The 20131-nt window shown below is 32.1% G+C and carries 18 protein-coding genes; 14 read left to right on the forward strand and 4 right to left on the reverse strand.

What is annotated here, in order from left to right:
- Positions 1 to 39 precede the first annotated feature (39 nt).
- Positions 40 to 618, forward strand: coding sequence for a DJ-1/PfpI family protein (locus Ccar_RS02995; protein ID WP_007058949.1), 579 nt, complete (start codon positions 40 to 42; stop codon positions 616 to 618).
- Positions 619 to 682: 64 nt separating this feature from the next.
- Here Ccar_RS02995 and Ccar_RS25975 read toward each other — a convergent pair whose 3' ends face one another.
- Entirely contained in the window at positions 683 to 1471 is a 789-nt protein-coding gene (locus Ccar_RS25975; protein ID WP_053075329.1) for a hypothetical protein, read from the reverse strand.
- Positions 1472 to 1672: 201 nt separating this feature from the next.
- Between Ccar_RS25975 and Ccar_RS03005 the strand changes: the two genes are divergently transcribed.
- The 6 genes from Ccar_RS03005 (at position 1673) to mmsB (ending at position 9538) form a co-directional block, all read left to right on the forward strand.
- A complete protein-coding gene (locus tag Ccar_RS03005) occupies positions 1673 to 2662 on the forward strand; it encodes a substrate-binding domain-containing protein (RefSeq protein ID WP_007058946.1) in 990 nt (329 codons plus the stop codon).
- Entirely contained in the window at positions 2643 to 4130 is a 1488-nt protein-coding gene (locus Ccar_RS03010; RefSeq protein WP_007058945.1) for a sensor histidine kinase, read from the forward strand. The genes Ccar_RS03005 and Ccar_RS03010 overlap by 20 nt, the downstream gene beginning before the upstream one ends.
- Positions 4124 to 5425 carry a response regulator gene (locus Ccar_RS03015; protein WP_007058944.1) on the forward strand — a complete coding sequence of 434 codons (1302 nt, stop codon included), beginning with the start codon at positions 4124 to 4126 and terminating at the stop codon, positions 5423 to 5425. Before Ccar_RS03010 ends, Ccar_RS03015 begins: the two co-directional genes overlap by 7 nt.
- Before the next feature lie 176 nt (positions 5426 to 5601).
- A complete protein-coding gene (chvE, locus tag Ccar_RS03020) occupies positions 5602 to 6699 on the forward strand; it encodes a multiple monosaccharide ABC transporter substrate-binding protein (RefSeq protein ID WP_048029867.1) in 1098 nt (365 codons plus the stop codon).
- An 89-nt stretch (positions 6700 to 6788) separates the two neighbouring features.
- Complete coding sequence (mmsA, locus tag Ccar_RS03025) at positions 6789 to 8363, forward strand: multiple monosaccharide ABC transporter ATP-binding protein (protein WP_048029869.1); 1575 nt, start codon at positions 6789 to 6791, stop codon at positions 8361 to 8363.
- The gene (mmsB, locus tag Ccar_RS03030; RefSeq protein WP_007058940.1) at positions 8363 to 9538 is read left to right on the forward strand and encodes a multiple monosaccharide ABC transporter permease; all 1176 of its coding nucleotides are present in this window, start codon (positions 8363 to 8365) and stop codon (positions 9536 to 9538) included. The genes mmsA and mmsB overlap by 1 nt, the downstream gene beginning before the upstream one ends.
- Positions 9539 to 9602: 64 nt before the next feature.
- On the opposite strand, the gene Ccar_RS03035 is transcribed toward mmsB, so the two are convergent.
- Both Ccar_RS03035 and Ccar_RS03040 read right to left on the reverse strand, forming a co-directional pair.
- Positions 9603 to 10802 (reverse strand): MerR family transcriptional regulator, encoded by a 1200-nt coding sequence (locus Ccar_RS03035; RefSeq protein ID WP_007058939.1) that lies wholly within the window; start codon positions 10800 to 10802, stop codon positions 9603 to 9605.
- A 154-nt stretch (positions 10803 to 10956) separates the two neighbouring features.
- Positions 10957 to 12552, reverse strand: a complete 1596-nt coding sequence (locus Ccar_RS03040) for a helix-turn-helix domain-containing protein (RefSeq protein WP_048029872.1) — start codon at positions 12550 to 12552, stop codon at positions 10957 to 10959.
- 414 nt (positions 12553 to 12966) lie between these two features.
- Between Ccar_RS03040 and Ccar_RS03045 the strand changes: the two genes are divergently transcribed.
- The 5 genes from Ccar_RS03045 to Ccar_RS03065 are packed head-to-tail and all read left to right on the forward strand — an operon-like array spanning position 12967 to position 18155.
- Complete coding sequence (locus Ccar_RS03045; protein ID WP_007058935.1) at positions 12967 to 14421, forward strand: MFS transporter; 1455 nt, start codon at positions 12967 to 12969, stop codon at positions 14419 to 14421.
- Positions 14422 to 14439: 18 nt separating this feature from the next.
- Entirely contained in the window at positions 14440 to 15225 is a 786-nt protein-coding gene (locus Ccar_RS03050; protein ID WP_007058934.1) for an SDR family oxidoreductase, read from the forward strand.
- Between the two features lie 19 nt (positions 15226 to 15244).
- A complete protein-coding gene (locus tag Ccar_RS03055; protein ID WP_007058933.1) occupies positions 15245 to 16288 on the forward strand; it encodes a zinc-dependent alcohol dehydrogenase in 1044 nt (347 codons plus the stop codon).
- Positions 16289 to 16322: 34 nt separating this feature from the next.
- Positions 16323 to 17189: a transketolase gene (locus Ccar_RS03060; RefSeq protein ID WP_007058932.1), complete on the forward strand. Its 867-nt coding sequence runs from the start codon at positions 16323 to 16325 to the stop codon at positions 17187 to 17189.
- Positions 17190 to 17192: 3 nt separating this feature from the next.
- Positions 17193 to 18155, forward strand: coding sequence for a transketolase family protein (locus tag Ccar_RS03065; protein ID WP_048029874.1), 963 nt, complete (start codon positions 17193 to 17195; stop codon positions 18153 to 18155).
- A 47-nt stretch (positions 18156 to 18202) separates the two neighbouring features.
- On the opposite strand, the gene Ccar_RS03070 is transcribed toward Ccar_RS03065, so the two are convergent.
- Positions 18203 to 18769: a TetR/AcrR family transcriptional regulator gene (locus Ccar_RS03070; protein WP_048029876.1), complete on the reverse strand. Its 567-nt coding sequence runs from the start codon at positions 18767 to 18769 to the stop codon at positions 18203 to 18205.
- A gap of 142 nt (positions 18770 to 18911) precedes the next feature.
- Here Ccar_RS03070 and Ccar_RS03075 point away from each other — a divergent pair, with 142 nt between their 5' ends.
- Both Ccar_RS03075 and Ccar_RS03080 read left to right on the forward strand, forming a co-directional pair.
- Positions 18912 to 19445, forward strand: a complete 534-nt coding sequence (locus Ccar_RS03075; protein ID WP_007058929.1) for an HXXEE domain-containing protein — start codon at positions 18912 to 18914, stop codon at positions 19443 to 19445.
- A 79-nt stretch (positions 19446 to 19524) separates the two neighbouring features.
- Positions 19525 to 19998: a MarR family transcriptional regulator gene (locus Ccar_RS03080; RefSeq protein WP_007058928.1), complete on the forward strand. Its 474-nt coding sequence runs from the start codon at positions 19525 to 19527 to the stop codon at positions 19996 to 19998.
- Positions 19999 to 20131 lie beyond the last annotated feature (133 nt).

Genomic DNA, 20131 nt, shown 5'->3' on the forward strand with positions numbered 1-20131 from the left:
TTTTACAAGGTTTATTGTAATTGAGAGGAGCATTATTCTATGGAGAAAGTTTTATGTTTTATTTATGAAGACATGGTTGATTTTGAAATGACATTAGCTTGTCACTTGGTTAATAAAGAAGTAATTCCAATTGCATATGAAATTAAAATAATAAAAAGTAATTCTGGTATGTGTTATTATCCTATGGCTACAGTTAAAGAAGCATTGAAATATACAGATGTGGCAGGTTTGATTATACCAGGTGGAGAAAATGATGAGCAAAGGCCAGAATTAACAGAACTCATAAATAAGTTAAATGATCAAAGTAAGTTATTAGCTGCAATATGTGCAGGTCCACAATATTTGGCAAGAGCAGGAATATTAAAAGGTAAAAAGTATACAACCGAGTTAACACCAGATAAGCTTAAAGAATATTTTCCGAGTGTACTAGAAGACCCCTTTCCAAGAGATACATATGTTAATGAAAATGTAGTAAGGGACAACAATATCATTACAGCAGTAGGAAATGCGTTTGTGGATTTTTCTGTGGAAGTAAGTGATTACTTTGGAAATTTTAAAGATGAAAAGGAAAAGAAAGCGTATTCCAGTCATTACAAAGGTACAAATTATACTGGGTAATAGAAGTTATTTTTTTAATTAAGGCCATAATAAAAACCACCAGTTTGGTGGTTTTTATAATTTCTTATTGATTAGTTGTTGTTGTGGATTGAGCTGCATCATGAGCTTTTGGAGCAGGCATTGCAGCTTTAATAGCATCAGCCTTATCTTGAGATATAATTCCAGCAGTTACAAGTTCACTAAACATATCAGTTTTTGCTGTAGTCTTTTTACTTTCAAAGTAAGCTTGACGTTCAGCTTCAGTCATATTTTTAACTTTATCCATTTCAGCTTGTCTTTCAGTTTGCTTTTCAGTAAAGTAGTTTAGTATTTTAGTTTCTTCATCCTGAGTAATAGTTCCAGCAGTAACTAGAGTGTCAAGTTGAGTTTTCATTTTGTCAGCAGACATACCGCCGTCTTTTTTGCCTTCTTTTCCATCATGACCTTGAGGAAGTGCACTCTTTATAGCATCAGCTTGAGTTTGAGTTAAAGTACCATCAGTTACAAGAGAGGCTAAAAAATCAGTTTTTTCTGAAGTTTTTTTGATTTCAAAGTAAGCTTGACGCTCAGCTTCAGTCATATTTTTAACCTTATCCATTTCAGCTTGTCTATTTGTTTCTTCCTGACTAATTTTATTTAATATAGTAGTTTCTTGAGCTTGAGTAATAGTTCCAGCAGCAACTAACTTATCAAGTTCTGATTTCATCATGTCTGATTTGCTTCCCTTATTCATTCTAGCTTCCTGTTTAGTAGTGTTGGTATTTGAAAAGTTTTTAGTACTATTTGCAGCAAAGACAGCAGTTCCAGTTGAAATTAGTACACCACCAGCTATTACTGCAGTTATTATTTTACTCATTAATTTTTTCCTATTCATTTTAATACACTCCTTTAATTTTTTTTATGTTTTCGATTTTTTTAATTTCACAATTTGTTTCTTGGTATGTCTATATAATAAATCTTTTGTATTACAAAAATGTTACAGCTTGTTAAAAGTTTTGTGTCAAATTTAGTTTGTAATTATATAACCACACATAAAGTAAAATATGTTATAATTTAACATATGAGGTGAAAATAAATGAAAAAATTCCCAATATTTATAAAATACACATTATTTATTTTATACTTTATAATAATGAACGGGATACTTCTAACCGCTCTCAGAGAGCCAACTATTATTGATGAGAAAATCAAACCTAAAATAACACTAATTAGCCATGTGTACTCGAATCCTTATTGGAAATATATAAAATTAGGTGCAGAAAAGGCAGCCAAACAGAGAAATGCTGTTATTGATTTTCAAGGACCAGATACTGCAAGCGCAGGGGAAGGTATAAAATTTATAAATATGGCTTATGCTGCTAAAGTCAGCGGGATTATTACATATGTTCAGGATGAAGCTATGTATAAACCTGTTATCGACAAAGTATTAGCAGGTGGAATTCCCATTGTAACAGTGGATTCCGATGCAGAAAATAGTAAACGTTTAGCTTATGTAGGTACTGATAATGTTACTGCAGGCAGAGTTGGCGCTAAGGAAATGATTCATCATGTTGGCATCTATGGCAATGTAGGAATTATTATGGGTGGAAAAAATGTTAAGAATCAAATTGAAAGAGTAAATGGTTTCACTGAGTATATAAAGAGTAATTCAAAACTTAATATATCAGAGATTGAGTCCTCAGATTCATATCTTTTGGAAGCAGAGCTTGCAACTAAAAAAATATTGATAAATAACAAGGATATTAAGGCTGTATTTTGTACTTCAGCACTAGATGGACAAGGTGCAGCTAAAGCATTAATCAGTATGGGAGCTGCAGAAAAAGTCAAGATTATTTGTTTTGATGATTTGCCTGAAACCCTTGATTATATAAAAAATGGAACCATTACTTCTACAATTGTACAAGACCCCTATGGTATGGGATATAAAGCAGTAAATATAATAATGGATATTATGGAAGGTAAAGATACTAAAGGTGTATTTCTTACAGATGTTATTGTAGTTAGTAAAGATAACATTGATGAATTTAAAAAAACACGAGGAGAGTATGATAGTGAAAAGCAGTAGTTTAAGAAGAAAGTTTATAATATTTGTCCTTATCACGATTATTCCAATAGCTACCAATAGTATTATATCCTTTATTATAAGCAAACAAATAACCTATTCATATGATAGTATGCTAAATAAAATGAGTGTAACAAAGGAAGTTAAAAACTCACTCAATGATTCCTTTACTAATTTTAATAAATATATGATTGAAAGTTCTAAAGAAAGTAAAGAAAAGTATGAGACAAGCTATGATAAGGCTATGAAAAATCTAATCTTACTTGAGGAAAAGTCTGACATTCACAGCAAATATATTTTAAGGGACCTGCAAAATTCTCTAAGAAGTTATAAAAACTCTGGAGATGCTGCTATTGAAATATCTTCGAAACAAGGTGGAATCGATGTATATTATGACCATTATATTTTCACCAAAGAAATTTTTTCTTATAGTAACACATTCCTAACACAGCTCAGTGAAAGTTATCTAAGTTATAATAATGAAATTTATAATAAGCTTAAAGAAAAAGAAAAGACCATATATAAAGTATTACTATTTTACATCATAACTGCTTTGATAATAAGTATACTCTATACGCTATTCTTTCTTAAAAATATATTGGAAAAACTTCGCGAATTGGTGGATGCTTCTAAAAGAGTATCCTATGGTGATTTTTCATTTTATGAAGGGAAAAAAACTTTTATTTATGAACTGGATATATTATCTGAGGCTTTCAGCAGAATGATTCATGATATAAAAAAACATATAAACTTTATAGAGGAAAAAGCGGAATTGGAAATGAAGCTTAGAAATGAAGAGATGAATTTATTAAAATATCAAAACGCTCTTAAACAATCCAAGCTAAAAGTTTTACAATCTCAAATTAATCCACACTTTCTATTTAACACTTTAAATTGTATTAACCAGACTGCAATAAGAGAAAATGCTCTGCAAACAGAAAGTCTTATTACATCGGTTTCAGGAATACTTAGGTACAGTCTCCGAATGATGGACAGAAATGCTTCAATGGAAGAGGAGGTTACTGTGGTTAAGCAGTATATGTTTATTCAACAATTAAGATTTGAGGATAGGATTAAATTTAATCTCCACGTAAGAGGAGATTTATCAAAAGTATTAGTTCCTGGAATGACGCTTCAGCCCTTTGTTGAAAATGCATTTATACATGGTATAGAGCCTAAAGAAGAAGGGGGCGTTATAAATATTGATATTTTGGAGCAGGGAGATGTATGTACGGTGCTCATAGAGGATACAGGTTGTGGTATTGATGAGAAAACCTTAAATAAAATCATTTCAGGAGATGTTGGACTTGAGCATACTGGACATACAACAGGAATGGGTATAAGAAGTGTAGTTCAAAGGCTTGAATTAATTTATGGACAAAAAAACATTTTTAGAATAGAGAGTAAAAAAGACTTTGGTACAAAGGTTTACTTAAAAATCCCTATAAAGGAGCTGAAAGATATATGTTAAAATTGCTTATAGCTGATGATGAAAAGTATGATAGAGACTCAATGATTAGTATACTTACTGCTGCATTTGAGGAGCATCTTGAAATAAGTGAAGCTAAAAATGGAAGAGAAGCAATAGAAATAGCAGAAAGGATACGACCGGATATCATTATTACAGATATAAAAATGCCTGGTATCAATGGACTTAAAGCGGTACAAGAAATTAATAAGTTTCTTCCAAATACCTATTTTATCATTCTCACAGCTTATGATTATTTTGATTTTGCAGTGGAAGCCGTTAAAAATAATGTGAAGCAGTACATTTTAAAGCCCTTTAGTAGGACAGAAATTATAGAAAAGATAAAGGAAGCAGTGAATTTTGTTAACAGTGAGAAAGAGAAACGAAGACTGGAAATTGAAAATCAGGAAAAGCTTTATACCCTGCTGCCTATTTTGGAAAATGAATTAAGCTATTCTATTATTAATGATACCCTTTATTTAACTGATTACCAAACTTACAAGGGCTATCTTGGTTTAGATTTTAAAAATGGGTATTCCATTGTTGCACAGTTAAAAGAAGCGCCTAAAGATGAAAACTTTAAATTTCAGATTGGAGAGTATGTAAAAGAATATATTAATCATAGATACAAAGCAATTGGAAGTTATCTCTTTACATATAAACTAGTTTATTTTATTCAATTAAAAAACTTGAAAGAAGAAATGAACATAGAGATAAAAGCGGAAATAAAACAGAATGCAGTTGTGCTTGCAGTTGACATCAGACGGGAAGTAAAGAAAATCTTTGGTGTATTTCTGCATATTGGCATTGGAATGTGTTATGAAGGTTTTGAACTCCTTCACAAATCCTATGAAGAAGCCTGCAGCGCTTTGGAATATAAATCAGGGGACAAGGGCATTTATTATTTTGGTGATATAAATATTGCTGGAAAGTCTCAAAATATTGACAGGGAAAAAGTTGCTCTTTTTAAAGCTGTAGAGCAATATATTACAGATAATATTCAAGAGGAAATAGATCTTGAAAAAACAGCAGCAAAGTTTAATTTAAGTCCTTATTATTTTAGTAGAACTTTCAAGGAAATACTTGGCTTTAATTTTTCTGATTATATAAACATAGTCAGAATCAACAAAGCAAAAGATTTTTTAATAACTACTTCTATGGCTATTAAGGATGTATGTTATTCGGTAGGATACAGCGAACCTAATTATTTTAGTAAAGTATTTAAGAAGTATTCAGGGGTAAGCCCAACAGAGTTTAAACACAATAAACAGAGTTCTTGGAATCAGATGGAATATTAGAGCTAGTAGTGATCGGATCAAACCTAGGGTAGTATTTTTTTGCGCTGCCCTAGTATTTTTTTGCATAAAAATTGCGCAATATTTGATTATCACTAGGCAAATAATTACATTCAGGTAAACGTACACATGTTGTACTATTAAAATATACCAAATATTTGAATTTAGGGGGGACTAAAATGAAAAAATTACTTTCTACAATGCTAGTAGGAGTGCTTGCTCTTAGCTTATCAGCATGCGGTAGTAAACCTGCGGCAACGACTTCATCAGCAGATGATGGCGGAAAAACAAGTCTCATCGGTGTTGCTATGCCAACTCAATCTCTTCAACGTTGGAATCAAGATGGTGAAAACATGAAGAAACAGCTTGAAGCTAAGAAGTACAAGGTTGATTTGCAATATGCAAACAATGATGTAAATGCCCAAGTGCAATCTATTGAAAACATGATTACAAAAAAATGTAAAGTTCTTGTTATTGCATCCATTGATGGTGCTGCTCTTACAGATGTTCTAAAAAAAGCATCAGATAATGGAATCAAAGTTATCGCTTATGATAGATTGATTATGAAAAGTCCAAATGTAGATTATTATGCAACCTTTGATAACTTTAAAGTAGGTGCAATTCAAGGTCAATATATTGAAAAAAAACTTGGACTTAAAGATGGAAAAGGTCCTTTCAATATTGAATTGTTTGGTGGTTCACCAGATGATAACAATGCAACCTTTTTCTATAAAGGCGCTATGAGCGTACTACAACCATACATTGACAATGGCAAACTTGTTGTAGGCAGCAAACAAAAAGATTTTACAACTATCGCTATTCAAGGTTGGGATTCAGCTAAAGCACAAGCAAGAATGGACAATCTAATTACATCAACTTATGCAAAAGGAACAAAGCTTGATGTTATTCTTTCTCCAAACGATAGTTTAGCAATTGGTATTGTTGCTGCTCTTAAAAATGCTGGTTACGGTACTGCTGCTAAGCCATATCCAGTTTTAACTGGTCAAGACTGTGACAAACCAAACGTACTTGCAATGATCCATGATCAACAGTCAATGTCTATTTTCAAAGACACAAGAACACTTGCAAATAAAGTTGTTGAAATGGTGGATGCAATAGTTCAAGGTAAACAAGCTGAGGTAAATGATACAAAAACATATAACAATGGTTCAAAAGTTGTACCATCCTTCCTTTGTGATCCTATTTATGCAGACAAAGACAACTACAAGAAAATCCTTGTAGAAAGTGGATATTATAAAGAATCTGATTTGAAGTAGAAATTAAACACAGTTGTATTTTTAAAGCCGAAGACCTTTTATTAGGTATTCGGCTTTCAGATATCAGAATGATGTTAGGAGATGTAGGTATGGATGAATTTATACTTGAAATGAGAAATATTACAAAGCTTTTTCCTGGTGTAAAAGCCCTTGATAATGTAAATCTTAAAGTTAAGCCTGGAGAAATTCATGCTCTAATTGGTGAAAACGGAGCTGGGAAATCAACTCTTATGAATGTACTCAGTGGAATATATCCATATGGTACATATACTGGCGAGATTATATATGAAGGTAAGGAATGTATGTTTAAGGAAATAAAAGATAGTGAAAAAACGGGAATAGGTATCATTCATCAGGAATTAGCTCTAATCCCCTACCTTTCAATAGCAGAAAACATATTCCTTGGAAATGAGCAAGCAAAGCATAATTTTATTAGCTGGGATGAAACCCACGCAAATGCAAAAAAATTAATGAAAAAAGTAGGTCTAAATGACGATTCTAATACTCTGATTAAAGATATCAGTGTTGGTAAGCAGCAGCTTGTTGAAATAGCAAAAGCGTTAGCAAAAAATGTAAAACTTTTGATTCTTGATGAGCCTACCGCTGCCTTGAATGAACAGGATTCAAACAATTTATTAGACTTATTATTAGAATTAAAAAAAGAGGGAATTACTTCTATTCTTATTTCTCATAAATTAAGTGAGATTTTAAAGATTGCAGACTCTATTACCATTATTCGTGACGGTGGAACAATAGAGACTTTAGATAAAATGGACAAGGATTTAAGTGAAGATAGAATCATTAAAGGTATGGTAGGCCGTGAACTAACAAATCGATTTCCTATTCGTGAATCCAAAATTGGGGAAATCGTATTCGAAGTTAAAAATTGGACTGTATATGATCCTTTTATTGAAGATAAAAAGATCATTGATGATGTAAGTTTTAAGGTTCACAAAGGCGAAATCGTAGGTTTTTCAGGTCTAATGGGAGCTGGAAGGACGGAGCTTGCCATGAGTATATTTGGCAAAGCCTATGGAAAGCGTATAAGCGGGAAAATTATAAAAGATGGCAAAGAACTTGTTCTTAAAAATGTTCGTGAGGCCATAGATAATGGTCTTGCATATGTTACAGAAGATCGTAAAACAGCAGGTCTTGTTCTTATGCAGGACATTCGGAGAAATATATCTCTCGCAAATCTTAATAAAATAAGTAATAAACAATTTGTGGATGACCATAAAGAAATTCAAGTAGCTGAAGAGTACCAAAAAAAATTAAATATTAAATCTCCAAGTGTTTTTCAAAATGCTGGGAATCTATCTGGTGGAAATCAGCAAAAGGTAGTGCTCAGTAAATGGATCTTTGCAGATCCTGAAGTATTAATATTAGATGAGCCTACTAGGGGAATTGATGTGGGTGCTAAGTTTGAGATTTATACAATTATTAATAAGCTGGCAGATAGGGGAAAGTCCATTGTCTTTATTTCCTCAGAACTTCCTGAAATACTGGGGATGTGTGATCGAATTTATGTAATGAATGAAGGCAAAATTGTGGGTGAGCTTTCCCGTGAGGATGCATCACAAGAAAGTATAATGAAATGTATAATGAATAGCACAAATAGTAAGGTACAAGCAGTATGCCAGCAAGATAACAGGGAGGTAAAATGATGGAAGTATTTAAAAGAATGTTCAAAAATAATATAAGACAATATGCAATGATTATTGCTTTAGTACTGATAATGGCCTTTTTCCAAGTTGCAACAGGTGGGGTCCTTTTGGTTCCTATGAATGTAACAAATTTAATACTTCAAAATGGATATGTATTTATTTTAGCAATTGGTATGACTATTGCTATTTTAACAGGAGGTAATATTGATCTTTCTGTAGGATCTTTATGTGCTTTAATTGGCGCTGTAGCTGGTACGCTTATCATAACTATGAAAATGAGTGTTGCACTTGCTATATTAATTGCCCTTCTACTTTCAGTGATTATTGGAATATGGCAAGGTTTTTGGATTGCCTATATACGAATACCATCCTTTATCGTAACTCTTGCAGGAATGCTTCTTTTTAGAGGACTTACCATTACAATGCTCAAGGGATTAACTCTTGCACCATTTCCTCAGAGTTTTCAAAATATTAGTTCTGGATTTATACCGGATATTTTCGGTGGATTTGGGACAAAGTTAAATTTTACGGCTATTCTTGCAGGTATCATTATATCTATTGTATATATAGTTCTACAGTTAAAAAAGAGAGCAAAACAACAAAGAAATGATTTTCCACTTAGCCCGTTACCACTTTTTATAACTCAAATCGTAGGTATAGTAGCTGTAATTAATTTGTTTTTCTTCTGGCTTGCGTCTTATAAAGGCATTCCAATTGCCTTGCTCTTTATAGGATTTCTTATTTTAGTCTATTCCATATTTACAACAAATACTGTTCCTGGACGTTACCTTTATGCAATGGGTGGCAACGAAAAGGCTGCAAAACTTTCTGGTATCAATACAAACAAGGTGCTTTTCTTGGCCTATGTGAACATGGCTGTTTTATCTGCAGTGGCAGGTATGATGTTTGCCTCCCGAATTAACTCCGCATCTCCTCAGGCAGGTTTAAACTTTGAACTAGATGCAATCGCAGCCTGTTTCATAGGTGGTGCATCAGCATATGGTGGTGTAGGTACAGTTATGGGTGCTATTATTGGTGCTTTGGTTATGGGTGTTCTCAATAATGGTATGTCCATACTTGGAGTAGGAAGTGATATGCAGATGACTATTAAAGGAATTGTACTTTTGGCAGCTGTTGCCTTTGACGTAATCTCCAAAAACAAATCAAAATCTTAGGAAAAATAGGAGCGTACATAGACTTGTGTAAATCAAGTTTATATACGCTCTTTTATGAGAGAGACTACTTATTGTTTTCAACATAACACTTTAAGGCTTCTCCAATAAATTTAGATGCACCTTCGCCGTAGTTCTTGTCCATTGCTTTTTTTGAAATAGACTCTGACAAATACTGATTTGCCTGATAGCCCCAATAATTTTCACCTACTTCTATTTCTAAGGCTTCATGCTGTTTTTCTGTTTCATCTACTATTTCAGAAATAATTTTTTGAATTTCATCTGATAAAGGATCTTTACTTAAGTCAGCTGTAAGTCTTTTATATAGTGTTTCTATTTTAGGCTCATAATCTCCTAAATAAGTTTTTAAAGCTTTTCCAATAAACTTTGCTGCACCTTCTCCATATCTTTCATCTATCCACGCCATACCAACTCCGCCATTTTCCTTATCAACTTTTTCTAACTCTTTAGGAAATGTTGAATAAAGTCGCACAATAGTAAGCCAATAATAATCTCCAAGCTCATTTTTAAAAGCATCATAATCTCTTTTAGCAACTTTAGTTATTTCACCAGCAATTTTTTGAATCTCACCTGATGCAGGATCTTTGTTTAAATCAGCTGTAAGTTTTTTATATAGCTCTTTTAGTTCAGAATTTCTTTCATAAAAACAATCTTTTTTAAATTTATCAATTTGTTCAGCTTTAGTTATTGCCACAGAATTATTCAAATTTTTCTTTACAGCTTCAGCATATTTTTTTATGCTTCCATATTCTTCTATAGCCATTTTAGCAAGCTTTGCTTCTGTATCAGTACCTATTTTAAGCAGTTTATCAAATTTATTTACACTTCCAAAGTGCTTAATTACCTTATCCATATTTTCTTTCTTAAATTCTTCCAGTACATTATAATATTCACTCATATCAAATTCTTTAAAACTCATTGTATTCGCTCCTTTTAAGGTTTTATTTATAAGCTCTATCAAATCATTTAATCTATCTCTTTTTAAAATGATTAGTTTCTTATGATTTTTTAGTGCTTCCATCTTATTAAAGTGAGGACTGGTTATGATTTCTTTAATTTCCTTTAGTGGTAAATCAAGTTCCTTAAAAAATAGAATTTGCTGCAGGGTTTCAAGAGCTTCATCATCATAAAGTCTATAACCTGCTTCTGTCAATTCAGTTGGTTTTAATAGTCCAATTTTATCGTAGTGGTGCAGCATACGCACACTTATTCCTGTTAAATCCGAAACCTGTTTTACTGTTCTCATAACTTCACCTCAAACTTTGATTTTAGAGCTTTAACACTGCCTGATACTCTGCCGGCATGAGTTTTGTTAGTATTTTTAACCCTTGATTATATATTACACTATGACATAATGTTAGGGTCAACACTTTTAATAAAATTAAAGCCAAATATATTTTTTAGATATATTTGGCTTTTCCATTTTTCTTTTTATACTGCATAGGAGTCAGACCTGTAATTTTTTTAAATGTTTTTGAAAAGTGTTTTTCATCAGAAAAGCCAACTTTTTCAGCAATGTTGTAAATTAGTTCATCACTTGAAGAAAAAAGTTCTTTGGCTTTTTCTATTCTATAGTTAATAATATATTTTATAATGCTTATACCAATTTCCTTCTTAAATATCTGGCTTAAATATGAATTGCTAATATTTAAGCTGGATGCAATAAGATTTACAGTGATATCTTCCATATAGTGAATATGTATAAAGTTTAATACTTGAATAACTATAGAATTTTTTATCATGTATTTATCGGAAAGTTCAGACCTAAGTTGATTTATAGAATCGATAAATTCACTGCATTTATCTTCTATAGAGGTAAAAAATACTTTTTTGTGCGGTGAACTCTCTGGCAATATTTTTTTATATAGATTGCTATACCTGTCAACTAATTCCGATGACAATGAAGTGTGGCAATAATAATAAAGATTGTAATCAAAACTTGGTTTTATAATATCTAAAAATAGTTCATGTATCAATTTATTTAATTTAAGATTGAAAATATCATAATTTATAAGTTCTTTTATTTCTTTTATAGTGTTATCTACTAAGGTATAGTCAATTTCTTTTTTTATTGAATTGATATATTTTTGAGTAAGTAACTTAGCATCAGAACAGAAAAAGTTATATGTTTTTAAATAATGGAAAGATTCATAAGCATCTCTTATATTTTCAATATTTTTAATATAGCTGCTCATATATCTGAATGCAGTTTTAGAATTTGTTACGCTATTCAATTTGCTAGTAATTTCAAAAAGTTTACACTGCTTGCTGGCAATACTTGTACAATTAAAATCATTGATAATTATGCACAGAATATTTGGATTAATATAAAAAACTTCACCTCCGCTGTATTCATCAAGAACAGCTTCACATTCTTTAATAAATTCTTCTCCAGTTAGGTAATAAATATTTTTATTCAAATAGTGGTCTGAATATTCGATCTCCATAAGATTGCAAATGTATACATAGTAACCATAATAATTTAGATTTAAGTTTACCTTTTTTTTATAATATAAAAATTCACTTTTAATTACTCCGCGTAAAATATCTTTTAGATATTCGGTTTTTTCTAGTTTGCTGATTCTGAAGTTCATTACTAGGTTTGAATCTTTTTCTTCACCAATATAGTCAAAATGACAAGTGTATTTTTCACTTAAAGACCGGGTAAAAAAGGATTTTATTTTATTAATATAAGTAATGTCCTTGTGACTTGTAATAGAGTATATAATTTGATTTTCTGAAATAACATTAAAAATTAGAACCACTGGATATATATTTGACATTGCTAAATCGTAGAAAAAATTATGAACTTTATATACAGGGTGTTTAAGTTGAATAATTATAACTTCAGCATTAAGTTCTATTGCTTTTTCAATACTGTTTTTATAAGAATTAGCAATATAAGAAATGGAAAAATTATTTTTAGTTGTCCTATAGAAGTTATATATCATATTAGCAATTTTATCTTCTGCATATAAGACAATCTTAGAAAACATTTACATTGTACCTCCAAAATACCTGAATCACTAGTATATATAGGTTTTTAACTATGATTTTATTGTATATGTATATTAAAATTTTGTAAATATCATTTTCCAGATATATGAAAAGGTTATCTGCTTAAAAAAATTATACATTACTAAATTAATATAGAAAAGTACACTTTTTCATAAAAAAAGCACACGTAAGTTGAGAATAAATGATATAAAATTAGTAATCAAGAGGTGGTAAGTAAAAAGGAGGAGTTAAGCTTTTGGACTATGTCATTTTATTTGGAAGGTGGATTTTGTAACCGCTTACTAAAATTAAGGTTATTGGGGGGAGGTTAAAAATTGTAAGACATTCTGTATTCTGATTTTATGCTGTTTAATTTGATAATACAAGTATAAATTTGAAAAGGAGTTGATGAAATGGAGGCAAAAACAATAAATTTGTATGAAAAAAGTGGTGATAATCCTGGCTTTTATAAACTTCCTACCAAAGAAGTAGTGGGATATTCCCTTGTAGATGGTGGAATGAATTTAGTTTTTCAGTCAATTTTAATGTTTTTGACATTTTATTATACTGATGTTTATGGATTAACTGCTGCAGAAGTTTCTGTTATGTTTCTTATATCTAGAGGATGGGATATGATATGGGACCCTACCATGGGTATTATTGCAGAGAGAATGAATCCAAAGCATGGTAAGTACAAAAGTTATCTTATTTATGGAGCTGTTCCTTTTGCACTTGCAGGTATTTTGACTTTTACAGTACCCAATTTGGGACATACGGGCAAATTGATATGGGCATATGCTACGTACAATTTACTACTTACATTATATACTTTCATCATTAATCCATATGTATCTTGTACAACTGTCATGACAGCAGATCCTATGGAGAGAACTAGGCTAAATTCCATAAGAATGATGTTTGCTCAGTCAGGTGGTGTAATAGTTGCTCTATTTATTCCTATTTTATCACAGGTTTTCGGCAGAGGTGATTCAGCAAAAGGTTATCAGATGACTATTATTTTACTTTCTGTTATTTGTGCATCCATATTGCTTTATAGTTATACTACTTTGCATGAACGTATCAGAGTAAAATCTCATTTAGATCCAGTTACTTTCAAAGGGTTTATTAATCAGATTACACATAATCAGCCAGGTGTCATATTATTTTTACTGTTTGTAGGTGTTTATGCATTTTCATCTATACAATCAGCTTCAGGAATTTATTATATGACTTATAACGTAAATAGAAAAGATTTAGTTGCTTTATTTTCTATGTTGAACGTTTTACCTTCAGTCGTGGCAGTTCCTTTTGTGCCTGCGCTTTTTAGACATATCAAAAAGAAAAAAACTGTTGTACTTGGTTTGAGTTTAGGTGCCCTTGGATCAGCAGCTTTATATATCATTCCAGTTTCACAAATTACAGTAATGATGATAGCTAAATCAGTAGCTGCATTTGGCTATGGCATACTTATGGGCAGTTTGTGGTCAATCATTCCGGATGCAGTTGAGTATGCTGAGTACAATACTGGCAAAAGACATGCCGCAGTTGTGTACTCACTTATTACTCTTGGATTAAAGGTTTCATTAGCAGTAGGGGGAGTTATACCTACATTGATATTAGCTAATGTTGGATATATTCCTAATGTAACTCAAACTGCAAAATCGTTGAATGGAATTTTAATTATGACATCTATTTTGCCAGCTGTTGTCTGTGTAGTTACATTGCTCATATTCATGATATTCTATAATTTAACAGAAGAAAGAGTAGCTGATATAATGGCTGAACTAGATATAAGACATAAAAATGATAAAGAAAATTGTTTGGTTGAGTTAGTAGAGGAAATCCCTGACCAATCAATAAAATTATAAATATAGGAAGGTGTTATTATGGGAAATAAGCTTAGTGATTTTTCAATGAATGCATTTTCACTTAAAGGTAAAGTAGCTGTAGTTACAGGTGCAAATCAAGGTCTTGGTATGGCTTATGCAGTTGCTTTTGCAAAAGCAGGTGCTGATCTTTTTATACCTCACTTTACAGATGATGTATCCGAAATTAAGAGTCTCATAGAAGAAACTGGTCAGAAGGTTAAGTTTTTGAAAGGAGATTTAACGAAAAAGGACTATATTGAAGAAGTTGTTGATACTTGCTTGAAAGAATATGGAAAAATTGACATCCTTGTGAATAATGCAGGTGGAAGTATGTTTGCCGAATTTTTAGAGTACCCAGATTCAGCATGGCAAAAGCTTATTGATATTGATTTAAATTCTGTATACTACCTCAGCCACAGGGTAGTTAAAGAAATGGTTAAGCAAAATTCTGGCAAGATTATAAATATTGGTTCAGCATTATCCTTTACTGCGGATAAAAAATGTCCACCATATACAGCAAGTAAACATGCTATTCTTGGTTTAACAAAGGTATTTGCTAATGAGGTTGGTCAGTATAATATTCAAACCAATGCTATTTGCCCTGGATTCTTGGCAACTGATGTTAACAAGGACTTGCGTGCTGATAAAGATTTTTACAACAAAATTACAAATAGAATCCCAAGTGGTCGTTGGGGTGAACTTAATGATTTAATGGGAACTGCCATATTTTTAGCAAGTAGTGCATCAGATTATATTAATGGATGGTATATAAGTGTTGATGGTGGATTCCAGACAACATTATAAAATAAGGAGGCGTTAATTTATGAAGACTATTGCTTGTGTTAAGGTAGGAAGTTTAAAAGATCCTGATGTTAATAAGAGGGGACGTGTTCAGGTTATAGATATGCCCGAGCAGGAAATGGGAGATGAGGATGTCAAAATAAAAGTCGCTTACTGTTCAATATGTGGTTCTGATCCACACCTAGTAGAAGGAATTTTTGGACTTGAACCTCCCTTTGGAATAGGACATGAGATTTCAGGTACTATTGTGGAAATTGGTAAAAAAGCTGTTAAAAAGGGATTAAAAGTAGGGGACAAGGTTGCAGGAAACTTTTTAAGATTTTGTGGTACATGTTATTATTGCCGAAATGGTCAGGAGCAGTTCTGTGAATATCCGGATAATAAGCCTGGTATGTCTGAATATGTAGTATGGCATGAATCTCAGGTATTTAAAGTTCCAGATGATGTAAGCTTAGAAGAAGCATGCCTGTTAGAGCCTGTGTCAATTGCAGTTAGAATTGTGGACAAAACAAATATGAAGATTGGTCAAAGGGTTGCCATTTCAGGAGGAGGACCTATAGGATTATTGGCACTTCAAGCAATGAAAATGTTTGGAGCTACGTCATTGACACTTATAGAACCTATTAAGGAAAGACAGGAACTTGCCAAAGAATTTGGTGCTGATTATATTATCAATCCTTTGGAGCAGGATGTATGTGTAGAATCCAATAAAATAACCAATGGATTGGGTTTTGACTTGGTAATAGAAGCTTCGGGATCACCTAATGCTGCACCAGCAGCTAGTGAAATAGCTGCAAAAGGAGGAACTGTTCTCTATATTGCAATGTTTCCAAAAAACTATGATATGCCACTGAATCTATATGACAAATTGTACAGCAAGGAATTGACTATTTCTAGTATAAATGTAGCTCCATATGCATTTCCACGTGCTGCTGAGATTATGCCTAGAATGAATTTGAAACCTTTTATACAGAAAGTTTTTACTATTGATCAGGCAGAAGAAGCTTTTGCTGCTCAAATTAGTGGGAAATATCCAAAAATACTTATTAAATGTAATGATTTTTAACAATTTTTATAAATGAGAAAAGGAGATGCCTATTATGTATTGTAATGTTGATATGGAACAAGTTAAACAATTAGAAGATAAGGCAGTAGAGATTCGAAAAAAGTTATGCTCATTTATCTATGAAATAGGTATGGGTCACCTTGGAGGAGAATTGTCTATCGTCGATATGGCTGTTGGTCTCTATTACAAGTACATGAACTACGATCCTAAAAATCCTAAATGGGAAAAAAGAGACAGATTGATTTTAAGTAAAGGTCATTGTGGTGAAACATTGTATACTATATTTTCAGATCTAGGCATGTATACAATGGAATATATGGTAGAACATTTTGAAACCTTAAATACTGCTAAATTTGGTATGCATCCTAATAGAAAGTATGTTCCTGCCATTGAAGCATCAACAGGTTCTTTGGGACATGGATTATCCATAGCTACTGGTTTAGCATTAGGTGCTAGAATGTCAAAGTCCTATTGGAGAACTTTCTGTATCATAGGAGATGGCGAAATTGAAGAGGGTTCAAATTGGGAAGCCTTTATGGCAGCAGGTCATTATAAGCTTGGCAATCTTGTAGCAATTGTTGATAAAAACCGCCTACAGATGACTGGTTTCACAAGGGATGTAATGAATGTTGATCCTTTAGGAGATAAAATAAAGGCTTTTGGATGGGATGTTATAGAGATTCAAGGTAATGACATGTATGAAGTTTGTAGTGCCCTGCAATCTCTTCCACCAGCAGATCCAGAAACTAGAAGAAAGCCAATATGTATTATTTCAAATACCACTAAGGGCTGTGGTGTTTCATTTATGGAAAATAATGCAGTATGGCACGGCGGCGGAATTGCTAAGGAACAGTTGGACGAAGCACTAAAATCAATAGAAAATAATAGAAAGGTGAGATAAATTATGGCAGTTGAAACAACTTTCGATTTTGATCAGATGTTATCATCCGCAAGAGAAGCTTATGGGGTCGAATTAATGAAAATGGCAGATGAAGGATTAGAATTTGCATTTACTTATTCTGATAATGTTGCACCATCTACATCCACGGGAAAGTTTATAAAAAAATATCCTGAACGTTGTTTTAATATTGGCATTGCGGAAGCCAACCAGGTTGGTATATCTGCGGGATTAGCTCTTTCTGGCAAAATTGTATTTTCACAAGTATTTGGACCATTTCTTCCTTTGAGGGCAGCAGATCAGATACACACAGATATTGCTTATAATGATGTGCCTGTAAGATTGATTGGAACTCATTCTGGGGTTACATCTGGAGGAGGTCCTACCCACAATGTTATTGCTGATTTGTCATTTTATAGAGCAATACCAAACTTAACAATTTGTGTTCCGGCAGATGCAGGGCAGTGTAGGAAATTGGTAAGAGAGTCAATGACTTATAAAGGACCTATGATTATTCGTATTGCAAGAGGTGCGGAGCCAGATGTATATAAAGATAATGATTATGAATTTAAAATTGGTAAAGCTATTACTGTAAAAGAAGGTAATGATTTGACTTTAATTGGCACAGGTAACAGCGTGTATTGGTCTCTTATGGCAGCAAAGGAACTTGCAGAAACAGGTGTAAATGCCAGAGTTATAGATATGCATACTATTAAACCCTTTGATGTTGATATAGTTTTAAAATCTGCAAAGGAAACAGGTTTTGTTGTAACCGTTGAAGATCAGAGCATTAATGGTGGTCTTGGTGGTGCAGTAGCTGAAGTTATAGCAGAAGCTGGTATACATTGCAAGTTTAAGAGAATTGGGTTACCTGATGAGTTCAGTGTTATTGGTGCTGATACTGCTATCTATAAATATTATGGTTTGGATTCACATAGTATTGCTGAAACAGTGAAAAATATGCTTTAATTTTGTAACATAATCTGTAATGATTGCAGAGGATTGATGCTTGGGTATTAAACAAGCATCAATTTAAATTTTACTAAGTCCATCACAATGTTTGTCATTTCTTCTGGTGTTTCCTTCATACCAGAGCTTATCCATTTTGATACCACATTCCAAACACCGCCTGTGTTAAAAGCTAGAGTATAAGCTAATGCAGTTTCATTATGCTGATTAGGGAAATTAGGAATTTTGTCTATCATCATTTGGTGAATGATGGGAAGTGAAACATTCCATTCATCCAAAAGAAACCCTAGCATTTTGCTGTTATGTAACCCTGTCAAAAATGATTTATTATTACTACATAATTTAAAGATTTGATATGAGCAAATATTAGGTGTTAAAATTTCATATGTAGATATATGTTCAATAAATTCCTGAATTAAATTTTTCAGATAGGATTCTAATACATCTTCTTTTGAAGTAAAGTTCCGATAAAAAGTTCTTCTTCCTAAATCTGCATGAGCAACTAGTTCACTAACAGTAATTTCGTGAAACGTTTTTTTATTCATCAGTTCTATTAATGATTCCATAATCCATTTTTTTGATTGTAAAGCAATGGGATTTTCTGTTTGATTCATAGCTCCTCCTATATGGCACAAAAATGTAATTTATGTAGCACTTACATTAGATTTATTGACTATTAACTAATTAAATTGTACCATGATAGTAAATAAGGCACAAGTGTGTCAGGATGCGCGCTCCAATGAAAGGAGAATAATTATGCAAATGTTAAATGAAATGAATTTTAAAACAATTATGTGGATAATTCCTATTATTTTCTTTATTCATGAAATGGAGGAGTGGAATATTCTTGATTGGTATCATAGTACTTATGTAACACCTCCACCATCAACAAAATTAAGCTGTAGATTATGGTTATGGGCAATTAGTATATGGGGATTTTTAATGACTACTATTGCTTATGTGATACCTAATGAATCTATATCAGCCATGGTTCTTTTAATTCTTATTGTTTTTACTACATTCAATGGGTTACAGCATATTTATTGGACGTTTGCATTTCATAAATATGCACCAGGAGTTATCGGTTCTTCAATTGGTATTGCAGCTGGAGGTATTATTACAGTGGCTATATTAGTTCAACATTTAGTTAGTCCAATTTATGTTATTATTTTGTATATTATTACGGTACCACAAATGATACAGACCATATGTGCAAAGAATACATTATTAAAAACATTCTATAAACTTCATCTTTTAACAGTTAAGATGGCAAATTGTTTTGAAAAATAGTTGAGCTTTAATATTGTTGAAATAGAAACAAAAGTTTAATATAATATTGTTAATGTGTCAACAGACGGGAGGACAAACCATGAACAAAGAAGAACAGGTCATAATTGGTTTTAGAAAATTATTTAACAAGATGGCTTGGCTTAATAAGTTTAAGATGGAAGACAGCCTTAAGGGTTATAAGTCTTCTGAAGTACATTATATCGAATACATTGGAAAAAATGTGGATTCCAACGTAACAAAACTTGCAGAGTCCTTTTATATGACTAGAGGGGCCATAAGCAAAATGACCAAGAAGCTCATAAAAAGAGGTGTCATTGAAAGTTATCAAAAGCCAGAAAATAAGAAAGAAATTTATTTCCGGCTTACTGAGAAAGGACAAAAAATTTATAAAATTCATGAGGAACTACACAAAGAATTTCAAGAGAGGGATAAAGTCGTATTTGAGCAGGTAACCGAAGAACAATTTGACAGTATGCTTAGCTTCATGGAAAAGTATAATAGGCATTTAGATGCAGAAATAAAGAAACTGGATATAAATATTAAGTCGAAATAAATTTGAATAATGAAAATAAAACCATAGGCAGCCATCCTCTATTGAGAATAGGCTGCATTTTTATTAATATTATTTTGTTGACAAGGAAACAAAAAGATGATACAGTAATTATGTTTCCAGGGAAACAAAATAA

The sequence above is a fragment of the Clostridium carboxidivorans P7 genome (genome assembly GCF_001038625.1).
Classification (GTDB): Bacteria; Bacillota; Clostridia; order Clostridiales; family Clostridiaceae; genus Clostridium_AM; species Clostridium_AM carboxidivorans.